Here is a 20,553-nt window from a genome sequence, read left to right as displayed (position 1 = left end):
TCAGGGCTACGGAATTCACACAGCCTAGACACACCCCCCCCAAGATAATGGATCAACGAGCAACAACCAGGCGACGTGTGCAACGTAGGCGCGCGTCGGACGAGCGGCGACGCATGTTTCAAAGAAGCATCGAGACGCTCGAACCGCGCCGACTGCTGGCGGTCAATCCGGTCGGCCCGGACAATCAAGTGTTCGCCGCCACCCCCGGCAACGACGTTTACGAATTCGGCACCGCCGACTGGAACGGAACGAACATCAACGAATCCGCCGCCGCGGGCGGATCGCTGGACACGCTGGACTTTCGCAACGTCACGGAAAACTTGACGTTTCGTATCCAAGCCAAAAACCGAGTGGAAGTGACCAGCGCGAGCGGCAAGAAAGCGACGGCGACTCACGTCGAGCATTTTGTTCCCGGCCCGATGGAAAATGTTTTCATCGTCGAACAAGGCGCGGCACTGGACCAGGGAGCCATCCTGGGGAACGGTCGCGAGGGCTTTCCGGTCTCGCCCACCCGGATCGTGTTGGCATACACCAGCGACTATGCCAACCCGAACAAGCTGTTTGCCAGCGGTGTGAACAAACCGGTGAATTTGGATCTGAATGCCAGCCCGACCACGAGTTCGGCGGGCGTTCGATTTGACGTCTTGGATGGAAACATCGAGATCACCGGCGGGCGTGGAAACGATACGCTCACCGCGCGATCGGATACCGACGAGAATGATTTGCGCGGCGGCAAGGGTAACGACCGCATCGTCGGCGGTGACCTCGTCGACGGTCTACGCGGTGACGCCGGCGATGACACCCTTCTCGGCGGCGATGGGAATGACCGGATACCAGGACTGTTCGGTTTCGAGGCCGCGGCGCTGTTGGGCGGTGCCGGAAATGACCAGGTGTTTGGAGGTCCCGGCAATGATGTCGCCTCCGGTGATGACGGCGACGACTCGCTGTTCGGGGATGCCGGCGACGACGAATTGTACGGCGGTCCGGGGGCCGACAAGCTTTTCGGTGACCACGATTCGTTCGATGCGGCGGCCGACTTCAGTGTCGGAAACGATACCTTGGAAGGAGGCCCCGGCGATGACAGATACCATTTCGCAGCCAACTCTCCCGCAGAGGGCTGGGGCAAAGACCGAGTCGACGAGGCTGCCGGCGAAGGAACAGACACCCTCTACTTCACGCAAGTCACGACAGATCTAGCGATCACACTTGGCGATCCGTTGAAATTCCTTCAGGTCACCACGCCGGCCGAAAGTGGCCAGGTTCATGAAGTTGCAGCGAGCAACCACATCGAGCGAATCGTTGCCGGATCGGGGACCAACACCATCGTCGTGCTTGACCAGTTCGGTGACTCACTGGCCGTCGACGGATTCTTCAACAAGACGATCACGATCGGCAATCCGCTGATGCCCTCAGATGATCCGACGGCCGTGCTGGATCTTTCCCAGTTGACCAGCAAGGTAAAAATCACGCTCACCAAACGCGATTCCGGTCGCCCGGTGCACAACAACGTGACGGTCACGTTTGAGTCGGGCAAAAAACTCTGGGTGACAAACGTTCGCAGCATCATCGGCACCCAGGCTCGCGACGAAGTCACGCTGGAGCAAGACGCCCGGCTGGCCGGTGACCTCGACGGCGGAACCGGAGGCGCCGAATACCTGTATGTCCCGGACGATCCGCCGAGCAGCGAGGCAGACGGGAATTTGGATCCCGAAGACGCCACGGCCATCGACACGATCACCGCCGCGTTTCCCCAGTTGTTTTCGACGAATCCCTCGGGCGTGCGGTTTTCAATCGGAGCCGACGCGGGCGACTTCCCCGCCATCGGTGGAACGGTCCGCAATGTGGTTGCGGTCACGGGAGGACGCGGCGAAGACTTTTTGTTCGCCGAAACGACCGGCAGCGACTTAAACGGTGGCGATGGAAACGATGCCATCGTCGGCGAAGCCGGTGCCGATGTGCTCCGCGGCGGCGATGACGATGACTATGTGTCTGGCGAAGCAGGCGACGACGAAATCCGTGGCGACTCCGGCGACGATGTGCTGCTCGGCGGTCCAGGCAACGACCGCATCGACGGCGGAAGCGGTGATGACACGATCGTCGGCGGCGCGGGCGATGACACGCTGGCCGGCAACGGTGGCGAAGACACCTTCGAATTCGAAGACGGTTTTGGGAACGACACCATCACCACCGGCCTGCTGGATTTCCGCACCGACAAGCTCGACTTCAGCAAAACGACCACTGACTTCACGTTCGACGTGAAGTCCGAACAAATCGCTGCCAGCGATAACGCGGGCAACCAGCTCCACACCGAAGGCGGACTGGGGACGGCGGTGAAAACGGTGGTCACGGGAACGGGCAACCAAACCGTCCAGATCGGCAATCGCTGGAAGGACTTGCACTTTGACACGTCAACGGCACGACAAACCGGTGCGACGCTGACCTTTGACTTTTCCGACTCGGCCATCCCGCTCAAATTCGAGCCTTTCAAAAACGAAGACGGCAGCGTCGGCATGCGGGTCAAACGAGGGAAGGCACTCACCGATGCGATTCAGAATGTTCTACCCTCGCAAATCGACGATTATGTTTTTGACCGGTACGCCGACTCGATCTGGATCTCTCATGTCGACGCCAACACCACGATCATCAGCGGCATCAACGAAAACACCTATCTGCATGAGATCGATGTCGAGTTCCCCGGCAAGCTCGTTCTGAAAGACGGTTTTCGGTATCGTTCCGTCCCGCGCAGCGAGTGGTCTGTCCCCAACGGCCTCAACGTCGGTCACACCATCGACATCACCAACGGAATCTACAACGCCAGCAACATCGCCGACTTGCGAACGGAGACCGTCAATGGTCTGAAGCTGCAACTGGATTCTGCCGGTAACCAACGCATCACGGGCGTCGAATACGCAGGCGGTTTCAACAAGCTGTACGGCAACGGTCTATCGAATCGATTCGTCCATGAGCGACCGTTGCCGGGGCTTCACATGATTGCCGGCGGAGCGGGGGCGGACACTTACAGCTTTACCAATTTCTGGGGCGCCGCTGCGATCGTTGACTATCCCGATTTGGAAATCAACGGCGAGCCGATCCCCGAATCGCTCGACACGCTGGATTTCTCCCGGATGGTCGGCAGCCTTGTCGTCGACGTCTACTCGTATGGTGTTGACGATGCCTTTGATGCAGCCCATGAAGCGATCGCTGGTCCCGACCAGACATTCTTCGAAGATCCCGTCGCCCCCAATCTGGATTCGAATTATATCGTCGTGCGCGATGTGACTCCCGACGCGATCTTGAATCGATGGCTCGGTGCCCCCGAAACGGGACCGATCACCGACTTTCTACGCGACAAAGCCAGCTTCCTGGTCGCGATGGACATCGAGTCGTTGCAGGGACCTGAACTGGGCAACATGACAGTTCGCTTCCACGGTGACGCGACTCTCAGGGGAACCATCAATTCCGGCAACAACGGAACCGTGACCCTGGACTATTCGGATTACACCGGAGACGTGCCCGATCAAGGACCGCCGTTGGATCCGACCGTCGATGTTCTGGCCGACGAAAAGGTCTTGGGCAGCGTCGTCGACGGTGAGCGTCATCCCTTCCTTGAAGAATTGTTGAACAAAGTGCAGACCTACGCCCTGGACGGTGACATTCTTCCGCCATCCTTTGCCACAGCGGCAACGTCGTCGGGCCGTGCAAGTGGTGTCGGCGGCCACCGGCTGCAAGGCCTGACAACGGTTGTTGACGTCACCAAAGTCTTTGGATACGACAATCCGGTCTCGGGCTTCATCGCCGATTTCGGCGTCTCGGGTCTGAGCAAAGTGATCGGTAGTCCGCATCAGGACCGTCTGATCAGCAACAATCTCAAGATCGAGTTCGTTGCCGATCGAGGTGACAGCGTCAAAGGAGTCTTGAATCTGTTCGAAAGCGGCGTCGACAAAAACTTGACGATCAACATCGACACCCACAGCGTCACCTATCAGCCGGGAGCGACGACCGAAGACTTTTTAACGTGGGAAGACGGTTTCGACGTCGTCTCCGGACAAGGTGACGACACCCTCATCGGCTCCAGTGGCGACAACGTGTTCTACTTTGCCGCCACCGATTCGGCAGGATGGGGGCACGATGTCTTGCGTTCCAACGCGACGGCGTCGCAGACCGATCAGGAAGTTGGACGTGACACGATCGATCTGACCCGCATTCCCCGTGACTGGACGTACCAAATCGTGACCTCGGGTGCTGATGTTGTTGTTCAGTTTGCCGACGGTGATGGGACCAATCTTCCGCACACGATCACGATCGAGCCGAACCAAAAGTTTGACCTTCGGATCCGTGACCAGGACGGCACGATCGCGGCGGATCGATGGCCGATTCAAGTGCATGTGCCTACACCAGGAAGTACGTCGGGACCGTTGCCGGCCGTTACCGCGTCCGGGCGGCTATCGACGACGATCGCCAATCCGATCGGCTCCTTGCCCTCCGCGTTGGTCCATCAAGCTGTTCTCGCGTTTCACGACAAAACGCTGCGATTGGTTGACAACGACGGCGGCGATACCTTGGTCGGATTGACCGCCGGCCCGGGGGATTCGGGGGAAGCGTATGAAATCAGATCGGACTCCGGACAGGTCCTGCTGGTCAGCGACAAGCTGCCGTTTCTGATCCGGGACCTTCCCGACGGCCAGCTGTCCAACCGCAATGATTCGGGCGATGTGCTGATCGATCATACCGGCGGCGATTTTGGATGGGACGTCACCGGTTCGGCAACGGTCCAGGCCGATCGGATAGATTTGCTTTCCGTGTTGATTCACGAGATCGGTATCCTGTTGCAACAGACGCCTACGCAAACCGAGCTTGCACCCGGTGTCGCCAGTCGTCATGTGGATGCCACGATCACGATCGATCCGCTGGCCAACGATCAGCCGCCATTGATTGTCAGCGAAACTCCGGCGACCCAGCTGGATCAATCGACCGACCTGACTGCGATCATCGCTGAAGCCGTCTCGCGATGGCAAGACGTGGTCGGCGGATACACGGTGATCGCCGGCGGCGGCGCGACGATTTCTGTCGAGACACCGACGGTTGTCATCGGGCATCTTCCGCTGGGTGAAGTTTCGCGGACACTTCCCGATGGCACGATCCAGATCGATCCCACGGCGGCCGGGCACGGATGGTTCGTCGACCCCAGCCCCACGACCGATGTCGACCTGGACAACGATCACATCGATCTGTTGCACGTCATCATGCACGAGATGGGCAGCGCGATCGGACTGGGCAGCGATGCCAGCGCAACCGCATTGATGCATGAAACGATTACGGCGGGAACACGCATCGATCCGCCGACGGACCAACACGTCGTCTCGGCCGCCACTGCCGATCAAGCGAAACTGCAGATCGGGCTGGAGGCCTTTGCGGGCTGGGTTGCGGGTGCCAACAACGGCCAGAGTCTGGCCAATCGTTTCGTCGAAACGCTCAGTCCACGCGTCTCGATTCCATTGCTGGGATCACTGTCGGTGGCTGATGTGTTCGGCATCGATCTGGACGGAACCGTCTTTGCCAACGAGCTGCAAACGGGATTGCGAAGCGACATCCTGACCCCGATCCAAAATGCATTTGCCATCGCGACGGTTGGCAACGAAGTCACCAACGTGACACTGGCGGGTTTGGACCACATCGATTTTGCCGCCGGCAACAATCCGATGTCGTTCCTCGCCACCGTCGATCTGCCCACCTTTGATTACAACCAAACGATTGCGATTAATTTTGACGAGTTACGGTTGGGCGGATTTGACCCATCCGACTTCGGCTTCAGTGTCAACAGTGCTACGCCCCCGGTCTTGAACGTCAGCGCTGGCATCGACCTGACGTTTCAATTCGGGATCGATTCGAGCGGGCAGTTTTACGTCGATTCGCCCGCTTTGGTCGCCGATCTGCAAGTCGACACCGGGCGTGACGTCGACGGGGATCTGGTGCCATTTGACTTGGACGTCAACCTGGGACCGATCGGGCTGAGCGTCGTCGGCGGGACGGCGGAGATTGTTGGCTCGATGATCTTGGAAACCAATGAACGTCTCTCCTACCGCGATTTGATCAACGGCACCTCGCTCGCCACTGAATTGCTGCCCCGACTGGGCGGCGATTCGATCGTCGACATCAACTTGCCGATCCAATTGAACGGGTTTCTCTCCGGACTCAACGACGACGGACTTGCGATCCGAGCCCGCGGCAGCTTCGGCGAAACGGTCGGAACGCTGGACAGCCTGGTCTCGGGAATTCGCTTTGATGTCCCCGAGTTCAGCGACATTCTGGGGCTCCGCGGGGTCAGCCTGGACGCGATCCTCAACGGCATCATCGCCGGTCTGGACAAATTGGTCGACGAAGATCCCGTCAACGGCAGCTTGATCGCCCGCAGGATTCCCGGGCTGAACCAAAGTGCGATGGAATTATTCGGTGACGGCACCGACGACTTGATCGTCGGGCTGAAGAACGCGATCGAAGGGGTTCGGGACAATGCAGGCAGCCACCTCGCCAGTGTCGCCGATGATCTGAACACGGCCGTCAGCGATTTCTTCGGAGAACCGGTCGAACCGTTCACCATCACCTATCAAGATTCAAACTTCTTGATCGACTTCGCCCTGGAGCGGCTGTTGGTCGACAAGCAGTTCGATTTCTCGGTGGATCTGAACGCATTGTTCCGAGATGAAATCCAAGACTTCGTTGACAACAGTCCGCTGCTGGCCGACGTCACCGTGGACCTGGACGCACTGGACGTGCGTGTGGGCGATTCGGACGGACAAATCAAATTGGGTGTGTCGGGTTCGGGCGGGATCCGTTTCGGGTTCGGGTACGATTTGAGCGACGTCTTGAACCCGGTGTCGTACTTTACCGACGCGTCGGAAGTTTTTGTCTCCGCGACCGCCGGCCTTTCCCAACCGGTGGATTTGGATGTCCGTTTGGATTTGGCGGATTTGATCGGCCAGAGTGAAAATACCTCGCTGGGAACCATCGGGTTCTCGATCAAACAGGCGACCGCGGAGATTGATGTTCGGGCGGCTTACGGACTCCAAGACAACGACCAGGGGCGTCACGAGGTCGGCCAAATCGGTGCGGACGATTTAGAAATCTCCGTCGCTGGACGGGCGGATCTGTCGCTGCCGCTGTATCTGGGTGACAACATTCCCGTCGGAGGCACGACCGAAGACAACGACGACAACGGCTTCGGCGACAACGTGCTGCACGTCGGCGTTTCCATGGAAAGCCAAGGCTTCAGCGGCGGCGATTTCGACTATGACCTGTCCGGCCCGGGTGTGAAGGAATTGTTCGGGCTGGGGGCGATGATCAACGATCCGAAAAACCTGCTGGATGGGTTGGAGCAACTGTTCGCGGGCCTGAATTCGGATCTGGATGCGAAATTCGCCGAACTCGGGCTGCCACTCGCCGGCGACGCGCTCAAAGATGCCGCGTCCTTTGTCGGCACGCTCGAAGACGACTTGCTGGGAATCAAGCAAGACGTGCCCAACGCCGGAGGATTCTACTACTATGGCGATGCCGGCTATGACGCGAGATTGGGTGCGGCGTTGGAATCGGCAATCGCGAACGATGAAACGGTTCTCGATCTGATCCGCGCGGAACTTTTCGCATTGGTCAGCAAGCTGGGTGAAGGCGCGCTGATGGTGCCGGACTTCGATTCCAACGGACGTTTGCAGTTCGACGGCGAAGGACGGTTGCTGCTCAAGGACATCCAAGCGCCTGAAGACATCGGTCTGACGATCCGCGACGACGCCGTCCAATTTGATCTTGTCCTTTCGGGAAAAGTGTTTGAAGCGATCACGGTGCCACTGACGTTCGATGCCAGCGTGCCGGGATTGGGCCTCCGCTCGGAAGACGACAGCGCGATCACCATCCAGATGGATTACGTCTTCGGGTTCGGGTTTGGCCTTTCCAGCGGCGATTGGTTTTACGTCGACACCAACGGCGTGACCGATAGCGGCGCGGAGTTCTCACTCGATCTCTCCGCGACACTCGCCCCGGGAACGTCACTGACCGGTGAACTGGGATTCTTGCAAGTTCAGATCAACGAAATCGATGACGCCGATGGTTCCAGCGGATTGAGAGGTCGATTCGAAATCGATTTGCAAGACGGAGACGGCAACGGACGCTGGGCACCCCTTCAATTGGAAAGTCTTGGCATTCAAGGCCGCTTGGTCGCCGATGCAAACGTCGATCTGGACACAACGGTGCAATTGCCCGAAGCCAACGGGTTGCAATTACCGAACCTGACGACGACGTTGCATTACGATCAATTGTTCGCCGAAATCGAATTCGGCACCGGCGGTTCCTCGGCAACGTTTGGCGGCTCGCCGATCATCGAATTCGCCGACGTGAAGTTGGACTTGGGTGAATTCATCACCGGCTTCGTCGGGCCGGTCATTTCCGAAGTGGCTCGGGTGACCGAACCGCTCGAGCCGATCGTGTCGGTGTTGACCGATGACATCCCGTTGCTGAAGCGTTTGGGCGCCTCCCAAACCTCATTGCTCGACATCGCGAAAGTCGTTTTGGGGCCGACGAAGTTTGCCCCGGTCGCCAAGGGCGTTGAGGCGATTGCGGCGGTCGTCGAATTGGTCGATCGCGTCGAAGCCTTTCTCAACGACTCCCAGGGTGAGTCATTGATCATTGATTTCGGCAGTTTCAAAATCGGAGATGAAGTCCGTTCGCCCGGCGGCAGCGGTACACCGTCAACCGACGGCGCCAAAGACACGACCTCCCAACTGGACCAGTCGACGAACCCCAAGACCAAAGGGGTGACCGAAAAGATCGGTACCACCAAGGGATCGATTGAGTTTCCGCTGCTGACGGATCCCTTTGCCGCGTTTGGGTTGCTGTTGGGAAAAGACGTCGACTTGTTCAAGTACGAAATGCCGGGTTTGAACCTGAACTTCCAATACGGCAAATCGTTCCCGATCTTCGCCGGCCTCAACGCACGCTTGGGCGGTCGCGTTCAAGCGGACACCGATTTCATCTTCGGTTTTGACACCTCGGGCATTCGGCAGTGGAAAGAAGAAGGCAACTCTGCGATCACAGAGGCCGAAAAAATCTTTCAAGGGTTCTATGTCGACGATCAAGTCACGTTCAACGGCGACGGCTCCATTCGTTCAGATTTACCGGAAGTCACGCTCAGTTCAACGATCACCGCCGGAGCGTCGGTCGGTATCGCGGGATTGATTGAGGCTGGGGTCGAAGGCGGCATTCGCGCCAACGTCGGTTTCAACTTGAATGACGTGCCCGATCCGGCGATCGCGGGAGTGGACGTTTATGACGGAAAACTGCGATTCAGCGAGTTGGATCAACGACTCGATCAAGGGGCTCAATGTCTGTTCGACACCACGGGACGGCTCTCGACGTTCTTGGATGCCTTTTTTTGGGTCGGAATGGATTTGGGTATTTTTGGCAAAGTCACGGTGTTCGAAGCGCGCAAGACCTTCTTCAGTGCCGTGCTGGCGGAGTTCAATTTCAGCTGTCCCAATCCGAATGCGACGATCGCTTCACAGACCGATGATGTGGTCACGCTGAAGTACGAACCCGGTCCGGGAGAACCGGTCGATCCCAATCGGGGCGAAAAGTACCTGGTCGAACAAAAGATGGTCGACGCCACACCCGGCGATCCGACCGACAACACACAACACCTGCGGATCGTCGTCCGATCACGTGGCAATCGCGAAGAATTCGATCCTGCCACCGTGTCGAAACTCTTCATCGCCGGCACACCCAACGACGACGAATACATCGTCTCGGCCGACGTCACCGCGGCGATCGAGATCCACGGCGGCGCGGGCAATGATACGATCGAAGTCCATTCGTCGCTGGGCGCCAGCCGAAAGTTGTTCGGCGGTCCCGGACACGACACGATCATCGGCTCGGACGAGGCCGATCAGATTGACGGCGGTGCCGGCGACGACGTTCTGGGCGGCATGGGAGGCGACGACTCGATCAGCGGCGGCGGCGGAAACGACTTGATCGGCGGCGGCGAAGGCAATGACACCATTGACGGCGGCAGTGGCGACGATGCAATCACCGGCGACGGCGGTGAAGATTTCATCGTCGGTGGCGAGGGCGAAGACCGCATCGATGGCGGTGACGGAAACGACGAGATCTATGGCGATGTGATCTCGATCGCCGGCGACGGCACCCTCACCGTTGACCCGGCCGGCGAACAAGATTTTCTGCTCGGCGGTGGCGGCGATGATGTCATTTGGGGGCAAGGCGGCCCGGATACCATCACCGGTGGCCCCGACATCGATACACTCCGCGGCAATCACGGCGAAGATACGTTCGAATGGATGGTCGGGGACGGTACCGATGCATTGATCCTCGGCGGCCAGTCGACCAAAACGGTGGACGGCGAAACCATCGAAGACCTCGATACGATCCGGCTGATTTCCATCGAAGATCGGAACGACGATACCGTCGCCATTGCTCCGTCGTTTGCGAATCCGGCAGACGTCATGCTGTCGTATCAGTCAGAACGGTTGCCGGATCAATTCCAAACCGACACGTTTCTGCTGCAGGAATTCCAACGCGTGATCCTCCGCCTGGAAGCCGGCGCCGATTCGGTGACGATTGATGACGTGACCTCGACGACCCTGCAGAACGTCGACGTCGACTTCGGTACGGGCGAGATTTTGGAATTCGTTGCGGTGACCGAGCAACTCAAGACGGGTGAAACGCTGATCTTGGACGGAGCCAATCTCGCGCAGATCTTCTCCCTCGATGATCCCTTCGACGCCGACACCACAACCGCGACAAGCTTTTATCGTCAGACATTCGATGGCGGATCGTACGATTTCGAAGTGGACGGCACGCCAACGTTGACCGAACAGACACTTCCCGATGGCCAGATCGCGTGGGTCCAGTCGCACCGCGGCGGCACCGCGGTGCTGTCCGATGGCGAGCCGATTTTCGTGGCCTTTGAAACCAGAGCCAAAATCGAGTATCGCGAGGTGCGGCGGGTCTTTGATGCATCGCTAACGCTCAACGAAGGAATGTCGTCTGACGCCACCGTCGAGCGATTCCGCCGCCAGCAGCTATCCGCCGGGGCAAGTTACCGCTACGACGCCGGCGGCGCCCCGATCCTGGGGAGCTTGACCGCCGACAGCACGCTTATCTACTTCCAAGAGATCGAGGGCGACGGAGTCGTCGACCAGGCGGGCCAGCCGGTCTGGGAAGTGGATTCGGATTCGATCCCGGTGTTGCATGAACTTCGCAACGTCGAACGGTCACGCCAGCGCTCCATTCCCGTCTTTGGCCCAGACGGAAATCCGCTGCTGGATAGCCAGGGCAAGGCGATCGAAGAGGTCTTCATCACGCCGGAGTATGGCATCGATTTCGACGCCGACACACTTCGACTGCTCGGCACGCCAGGCGAAGATTCAATCACCGTTCGCAGCGATGACGAAACGATTTCCGGTTCGATCGAGAACAGCATTCAGTTTTCGATCAGCAACGGCGGCGTCGAACGCGGCGATCGGTTGATCATCGAAACGTTTGCCGGTGACGACAAGATCGACGCCGGTGACATCTCCGCATCACTCATCGAACTTTCCGTTTCCGCCGGTGACGGTCAAGACGTCCTGATCGGGACTCCGTTCGTCGACACGCTTGACGGCGGATTGGGAGACGACCTGTACACCGGAGGACGGGGTGTCGACGTGTTCCTTGATGCCGGAGGTGCAAACACGCTGGCCGAATCACGCGACGCCAACTTCACACTCAGCGATGCTTCGTTGACGATCGCCGAATTAGCGCCCAGCGTTGCCGGTGAAACGCAGCGAAGTGTCGTCCTGGAAGAAACCGAACCGATGGCGATCTTTTCATCGGTCTCCTTGTTCGGATTTAATCTCGTCAGCGGCAATGAACCCACCGACGTCAATCGCTTCGTTGTGGACGGATTCAGCGGCGACGCGACCTTCGACGGGGGAATCGGCAGCGACATCTATGAAATCTCTTTGAATGTGACGGTTGCCGGCGCCAGCGATTCGATTTTGCGGATCGAAGACACCGGCGCGAGCGGACTGGATGCCTTGACGGTGGTCGGAACGCATGACGACGACGTTTTGCGACTCGGTGGTGGAGCGATCCAACGTTACCTGCCCCAACAAGGCGATTCGTTGGATTCGCTGTTTGCGGTGTTGACGCAATTCACGACCGACCTGGTCGTCCGCAGCCCGCAGCTGGCGGCACTCTATCGGCAAGAGGTTCAGTACTTCACGACCGAGTTGGTCACGCTGCGTGGCCTGGCGGGCGATGACCTGTTTATCACCGACGACACCGCAACCGAGATGTCGATCTACGGTGACGATGGCAGCGACCGTTTCTTCATCGGAAACATCCTGTCGACCAAAACCTTCAACCATCCGACGCTGGGCCTGATCGACGTCGTCGACCAGATCACCGACGGCGTGTCGTTTCCGACCCGTTTTTATGGCGGCAGCGGTAACGACTACTTCGAAGTCAACCACAACCTTGCCGAGATCTCACTGTTCGGAGAAGCCGGTGATGACATCTTCTTCATTCAAGCACATCTGACGACCAATGAAGCCGGTGACGAGGGCCAACCGTTGTCGCTCAATACCGTCAACGTCATTTCCGCAGCCGGCGAAAACGACACGCTTTCCTACGTCCGCAATGCACAAGTCAACGTCGACGGCGGCGACGGGATCGACACCCTCGTCATCCTGGGCACACAGGTCGACGACGAGTTCATCGTCTTTACCGAAGAAATCGATGGCGAACTGGTTCAACGGATCTTCGGCGCCGGGCTGGTCGTCCCCGAAATTAAAAACGTCGAACGATTGATCATCCTGACCGGCGCCGGCGACGACAGGATCTACGTGTATGGCACGCTGGCTGAACTGGAAATCCAGATCAACACGGGCAGCGGTGACGATCAAGTGTTCCTGGGTGGTGGACAAAGAGGTTTGGATATCCTGATCCCCGAGTCCACTTACACCCGGATCAATCGCATCCCGCAACCGGACATCATCACCACTGAGAGCTACCTGATTCGGCCGGCGTATTCCTACAGCAAGATCATCGGTTACGGGATTCCCCTGTTCAAACTGTTTCCGATTTATACGCGAGTCTACGTGTCAGCCCGCTATGGCACCCGAACCATTCGGACGCCGCAAGCCGACCTACTGGTGCCCGAACAGATCACCGTCCCGGCTTATTCGGAAACCATCACGATGCCCGAGGCACGGCATTTGGGACGCCTCGACGGACCGGTGATTGTCGATGGAAACCGATTCGCCGGTGGCGATCAACTGATCATCGATAACACGCTGTCCCACCTCGACGGTGACAACGACGGCCAAGTCGATGGCAGCGGAGTCGGCGTGCTGCAACGCAAGGTGATCGAGACCCGGTCGCTGACGACCGACCTTGCCATCTTGGAACCGATGGTACCCGCCGGGATCTCCGCTGCGTTGCTGGAAAACGCCGTCAGCAACAAGATCCGAGACCTGCATCGGATTCGTCAAACCGGTTTGATCGATCAAATGCTGGCCAACCCCAGTTTGGAAACGTCGCTCCGTTTCCTACCCGGCGTTGCCGTTCAAGAATTCGCCTCCTTGGCGGAGTTCCAGTCGTTTGCGACGAACCATCCGTTCGATGTGGACGTCACCGATGGCGTGGTTTCGATCGCCGAAGATGCGATGTTGTCGTCGGGCATCGGCGTGATGATGGAAGTCGACTACGCGGTCGATGGCGCCGTGGAAGAGATTCGGCTGTTCACCACCAGCGGCTTTGACCTGAATCTGGCGAACGCGTTTGTCACGGGCTTCGTGTTGGAAGATGAGACGGAGTTCGACGCGATCGACGGCTTGGCGTCGGCGTTCGGAGTTTACTACACCGGGATCGCCAGCTTGGAATTGCGGCTGGGTGTCTCACAAGACAACCTGCTGATTCGCGACACGGCTACAGGCGTCAGCCATACGGTGAAGGACTCCGGTGGCACGAATCAGTTCACCATTCACGCGACGAGCGGTCCGGTGGATTTTGCCACGAGCGGCGGCGTGAATTTGTGGACGATCGGAAAGGAAGGACAACGAGCGGACATTACCGAAGCCCTCACCATCCATGCGACGGGCGGCGACGACGAGGTTTTCTTTGACGCCGCGCTGTCCGCATTGCCATCGGACGTCAGAATCGAATCCGATCGCGTCAGCGGTCTCGGTGCCGATGGAGTCCGTTACGACGGCTCTGTCGAGCGTGTTCGCGTCCACACCGGATCGGCAGCTGACCAGGTCCACTTGTCGGTCGGAGCCGTGCCCAACGCCATCGATCTTTCGACACAGCAATATCTCGTCGACGGCGGTGCAGGCGACAACCAGCTGACGGTTGATGTCGACGGCGCGCTCGTCGCCGACAACCAAGCCTACCAATGGATCGAAGCCAATGGTTTTGCCATCGAAGTCAATCAAACGAACGTTCCGGTCGAAGCTCAACATCCTTGGTTGATCACAGGATCAGGGGTCTCTGCCGTACCGACAACTCAGACGATCCGACCTTCGAGGCGACTGATTGCGTCGTCCTGGGCGACATCGATGACCTTGGTGACGCCGGCGTCCCAGGTCTATGTCCCCCAAACACCGGCTTATTGGGGCGAAACCACCGTTCGATTCACGGGCGACACCGCCGAAACCACCGTCGGCACGCCGGGACTGACCAACATTCCTTGGTTCCCCAGCTCGCTATCCGATCTTGATTCCCCATTGATCATCGACTCCGGTAACCTGCCGGCAACGATTCTTTTGGACGACCGACACGACGACGCGCGGTCGACGAAAGTGGGTTGGTTCAGCGGCGACACGTTCAGCGGCTTCGGCGGTTCAAGTGTCACGATTCGCCGCGACGCGGGTGCACCATCACCTGACGTGACGTTCCTTGGGGCGGACAAGATCGATTACGACCTGATCATTGACTCTCCGCTTCTCGCTTCATCGATTCGGTTAGGAAAGGGGCGCGACAACGTCACGCTGACCGATCCCAACGAGTTGCTGCAGCTTTTCCTGGGCGGTGGAGACGATCGACTCGTCACCGACCGAGTCAATGCTTCGATCACCGTCGATGGCGGAAGGGGCCGCGATCAATTCGTCTTGGACCAAAGCGAACTGAATGTCGCCATCATCGACGGGTCGTTCGATGTCGATGCCGGACACGTCGTCGTCGGCTGGGGGCAAATCACCGGTGGATGGGCATCGGAAGTGAGATTGGCTGACTTTGAAGATTACGAAGGCCGGTTGGGGACGGGGGATGATGTGTTTCAATTCGCGTCCGGCTTGGACGCGCCCGTTCGATTTGGCGGTGGCGCTGGCGACGACGAGTTTCGTATCACGTCGTCGCATCCGACCGGGCTGCAGTTGGTCGGAGACGCAGGCAATGATGTCGTATCGGTCGGGATGAACCCGTTGCCGACGTCCGACTTGTTTGACGATGTTTGGTTCGGTGTCGAGACCGTGGCACTGGACGACCACACCAGCTCGCAACCGACCGCTTGGGTCCGTCACAGCGACGGCAGCGTCTCGGCGCGGCGACTGGACACAACCGATCCGGCCGTCACGGTGTTCCGCGCTGACCCAGACACACGGATTCGCATTTCTGGCGGCACCGCAGATGACACACTCGCGGTCGAAGCGGCTGATTCGGCGGCCGCGCCCTTGGCCCGGTTGCTGGGACCGACGATCGATCTGAATCCGGTCTCGCTGCTGATCGGTGACTCGGCCCGAATGGTTTATCCTGCGGTCGATCAGCGCATCGGTTTCGAATCGCTGATCTCCGATTCGACACAATACACCGAAGGCGGACTGCAGTTTTCGGCGCCCGGAACTAGCCCAACGATTGGCGTGGCGGTCGGCGTTGGCAATGCCGCGTGGGTCGAGAACATCACCATCACCAATCCGGCCGACGCGATGGGATTCGGAGTATTCGGCGTCGATGTCTGGCAAACCGATCAAGAACAATTGATCCGCTGGGCCGGATTGACGATTGACTCGTCGTTGGTTGTTTCCGAGATGCGAATTCCTGCGGGCCAAGGATTCGTTCGCAAGACGCTACCGTCCAGCTTCGCCGGACTCAAGTCGCTGGACGTGCAATCCGACGGCGTGACGATTGACAACTTGCAGTACGCCATGGTTCCCGAATCGTACGCGTTGCCGGTCACCGCGATGCTGCCCCCCATCGCGGGCTCTCGGCAGGTCGACATCGACACCGCGGCGCTAACGCTGGCGGGATCGTCCAGTTTCTTCAATCGAACGAGGTTCTACGCCGAACACATTGCCGGCGGCACGATCGCCCAATTTCGTTTCGCGGGGGACTTGTTCCTGCCTGACCATTCGATCGTTCGCGTCGTCGGCAATCGCGCCCGAGGTGTTTCGTTCCACGTCGCCGGAGACATCTATCTCGGCGACAACGTGGTCTTCGAATTTGCCGCGACCGAAAATTCACCGGGCCCGGGTGGCGGCGAGCGCGGCTACGGAGGCAGTAGCGGCTTCGGTGGCGAAGGCGGCTTTGGCGGCGAAAACGGGTACGGCGGCGTTGGCGGCTTCGGTGCTTTCTTTGATGATTTGACGCCGGGCGAAGAAGGTGAATTTGGGGAACTCGCCTTCGACGGTGAACCCGGATACCAGGGCACTGCCGGCGAACCGGGTGAATCGGGTCAAGCGGGAATCAACGGCGGCAATCCCGGACTGTTCGGCGCCGGTGGCCGAGATGGCTTCGGAGGCGGAGAAGGAATCGCCGGTACGGAAGGCGATGGAGGCGAAGGCGGAGACTCAGTCGATGTCAACGGAAGCGACGGACGAAACGCGTTCGACGGCCAAAACGGATTCCACGGCACCGCTGGCGAAGCGGGACTCGATGGAGAAAACGGCGTGGCAGGTGACGACGCGACCCTCGCCCGAACCGTCCCACTGGATGCCTTGATTATCACCGGCGGCGGTGGTGGAGCCGGCGGCGGAGGAGGCGGCGGAGCGGGTGGCGGAGGCGGTGGTGGAGGCGGCGGCGCTGGCGGCGGCGGCGGAGGAGGAGGAGCCGTCGGCGGTTTCCTCGATGACGAAGGCGAAATCGACTACCCTTATAACGAAGGTGGCGAAGGCGGATACGGTGGCGATGGTGGCTTCGGCGGTGACGGAGGCGAAGGCACCGAGGGAGGCTACGGCGGCGATGGCGGAAATGGCGGCGGGGCGCTGGAGATCATCGCCGCAGGTCGTGTCGTCTTCGCCCCCGATCGCGATGCCAATCTGCTCGGAACGTCCGTCTCGATCGCTGGCGGTGATGGCACGCCCGGCGAGTTGGCCGATGCGATCCAAGTCGGCTATCTCGGCGAAATCGGATATTCGGGTGATGAAGGCTTCGAAGGCGATTACCAAGACGACATCCCATTCTTGCCCGGCAGCGGTGGCGATGGCGGCAACGGAGGCGACGGAGGGAAAGGCGGCAACGGCGGCAAGGGTGGCGACGGTGGCGCAGGTTCCGGTGGAGCCGCCGGAAGCGTCAAATGGTTTGCTTCCTCGCTCAACCTGACCTCCGATGTCGCAATCGATGCCAGCGGTGGACTCAACGGCCGCGGTGTCCCCTCCGACCACGGACGAATCTTGCTCGGCAGCAACACCGCCGTCATCGATCCGGTCTTGGTCGGCGGCAATGGAACCATCAGCCGCTTCGACGGGACCGCCCAGCCCGGTCTGATCTCGCGCAGCAATCCCTTCGTCCAGGGCAGTCCGTTGACTCCTCGCATTCCCGATGTGCTCGGTGGTGCCGAGGCGTTCGGGTTGTTGACCGAGTTCACCGCGGACGACTTCGAAGTCTTCCGCGAACTCGCCGGTACCGATGCCATCGTCGGAATCCTGCGGATGGACCAATTGGATACCGATCACGATGCAACGACAAACGAAGATTTCGTCGGCTACGATGTCTTGGTGGTGGCCAACCTGACGCATCAATATGTGGCCGATCCGAGATTGATCGTCAACGGAGGTGCCGGCGCGACGACCTTGCCGTTGGCCCTCGGCGGACGACAGATCGACCCGGCATTCGGCGGTGCCGCCGGAACCGGCCCCGGTGGGACGCATGTCCTCCACGCGTTGCCCGCCCACAGCGTCTGGATCACCTTGGTTCCCGAAGGGGACGTCGACTTGACCGCTTCGGTCGCAGGGGCAAGCAACGTCATCGACAACCAGACCCTTGCCGCCGGTCAAATGGCGACTCTGTCCGGCGACGTTCCCAGCGTCAATGACGTCACAGATCAGTTCGACGCGGTCGCACTCAGTCCCGACGGCGACACGTTGTATGCCGTCAGTTCGGAAGATGACTCGTTGTTCGTGATCGATGCCGCCGACGGAACGCTTCGTCAATCACTCCGAGACGGCGTCAACGGCATCAACTTCTTGGGCGGTGCATCGGATGTCTTGATCAGTCCGGACGGCCAGAACGTCTATGTCACGGCTGCGGATGAGGGGCGAGTCGCCATCTTGGATCGAGACACCACAACGGGACAGGTTACACTCGCCGGCTCGATCGCGGTGTCGGTGTCGCTTGATGACCCGATCTTCGAGATTTCCGGCGACGGTGAAACGATCATCGTCGGCAGCGGGACGTTTGTCACTCTGTCGCGTGCTGCCGATGGATCTCTGACGACCGTCATTGAAACGACGCCCTTGGGTTCCGAAACCGCGGCCGCCTTCGTAGCCGACTCGGGTGATCCTGCCCCCATCGTCTTGACCGCGGATTCCTCCGAGACGCTCCGTGTGAGTCGTCTGACCGTTCCGGTGATCACCGATCTTGACGTGACCGTCCAGATCGATAATGCGGACATGGACGAGTTGGACGTTCGCCTGATCGCGCCGAATGGTCGATCGGTGCGTTTATTCGATGACGTCGGTGGTTCCCGTGATTCCAGGACGGTCACGCTGAGCGACCAGGCCACGCGTTCGATCCTGGCCTACACCGGCAGCGGGACCTACCGCCCCGAACAGTCGCTGTCTGTCTTGAATGGCTTGACGCTCAACGGCGATTGGCGATTAGTCGTCACCGACGATGACAACTCCGCCGATTTTTCCCGCACGTTTTTCCGTTCTTGGAGTCTACGTGCGATCACGAATTCCGGCCAGGTTTTCGTCGCCTCGGCAAATCCCAACCTGACGATCGGGAGCGGGTTCACGTTCGCCGGAACCGTCCATTCAGATGTCTCGTTTAGCTCGGGCGTAGACCTCCAATACGTGACCGAATTGGCCGTCGCGACCTCCGCCGGCGTGACCGATCTGGCGGTCGCCGCATCCGCCACCGGACAGTTCATCTACACCGCGTCCCCGGTCGCCGATGAGGTCCGCGTGTATCGCCGCCACGAAGCATCCGGTCAGATTCATGCGGTGCAAACGATTCGCAACGGCGACACCGGCGTTCGTGGTCTGCTCGATGTTGACCAGATCGAGCTATCGACAGATGCATCCGTCGCGGTCTTGACCAGTCGCGACCAGAATACGATCGCCACCTACGCGATCGATCCCGCGACGGGCGAACTGTCGTTGCTTCATGCCGTGATCGTCGATATGGCCGGCGATGACGTTTCCATTGGAACGTCGGACCTGGCGGTCGGCGAAAACGACCTGTATCTGGCAACCCACTCGGGAATCCGTCGCACCGGTTTCGATCCGGCCTCGACACAAACGGCCGGGTTCCAAACGGAGTTTCGGCACATCGAATCGGTTTCGATCGCCGCGGCCGGCGACAGTTTTACCGTCGACACGCTCCCGCCCGCTCCCGCCGGTTTGGCCTGGGACGTGATTCGCCAGACCGAACAGGTGCGATTGGAGTTGGTGGACATGGTGGACGTGATGTCACGTTCGCTCGGCACCGGGGCGCAGCGATCGACAGTGAACCAACTTGAATTGATCTTTGACGGTTCCGTCGACATCGATGCAGACGCGTTCCTGGTGCAACGACGCGGTGATCAGCCCGTCGCGGTCGACACCAGTCATACCGTGGAGACGGACCTGGATGGCAATACGGTTGTCACGCTTTCGTTTGGCGGTGATTTCACGCGAACCGGGGGCGCGCTCGTCGATGGGAATTATCAATTGACCGTTGACCCTTCCAAGGTGCGCCGCGCCGGCACATCGGCCGAGTTTGACGGCGACGGTGACGGCGTCGCCGGAGGTGCACTACAGTTCGGCGCGACGCAAGCGGACAGTTTCTTCGCACTCTACGGCGACACCGATGGCGACCGAGACGTCGACGGCCAAGATTATGGACGATTCGGACTTGCGTTCCTGACCAGCGAGGGCCAGCCCGATTACAACGAAGCCTTGGACAGCGACGGTGACGGCGACATCGACGGCCAAGACTACGGCCGCTTCGGGCAACGGTTCCTACGATCGCTACCGTTTTAACTCGACAGAGTCCCCCATCACCGACCGTCTTCTCGCAGCCGGACATCGATGTGATTGTTCAGTTCGCCAGTCACCTTCGCCGGATAGGTGCCCGGTATGCTACATGTCGGAA

The 20,553-nt window shown here is 59.6% G+C and carries 1 protein-coding gene; it reads left to right on the top strand.

Annotated features, from left to right (window positions below; translation table 11 throughout):
- The first annotated feature begins 113 nt into the window (after window positions 1-113).
- The gene (locus NZK35_RS18470; RefSeq protein ID WP_259634070.1) at window positions 114-20,441 is read left to right on the top strand and encodes a beta-propeller fold lactonase family protein; all 20,328 of its coding nucleotides are present in this window, start codon (window positions 114-116) and stop codon (window positions 20,439-20,441) included.
- Window positions 20,442-20,553: the final 112 nt, after the last annotated feature.

Origin of the sequence: Stieleria sedimenti, from assembly GCF_025060895.1 — a bacterium.
GTDB classification, from domain to species: domain Bacteria; phylum Planctomycetota; class Planctomycetia; order Pirellulales; family Pirellulaceae; genus Stieleria; species Stieleria sedimenti.
This window is presented reverse-complemented; position numbering and strand designations above follow the sequence as displayed.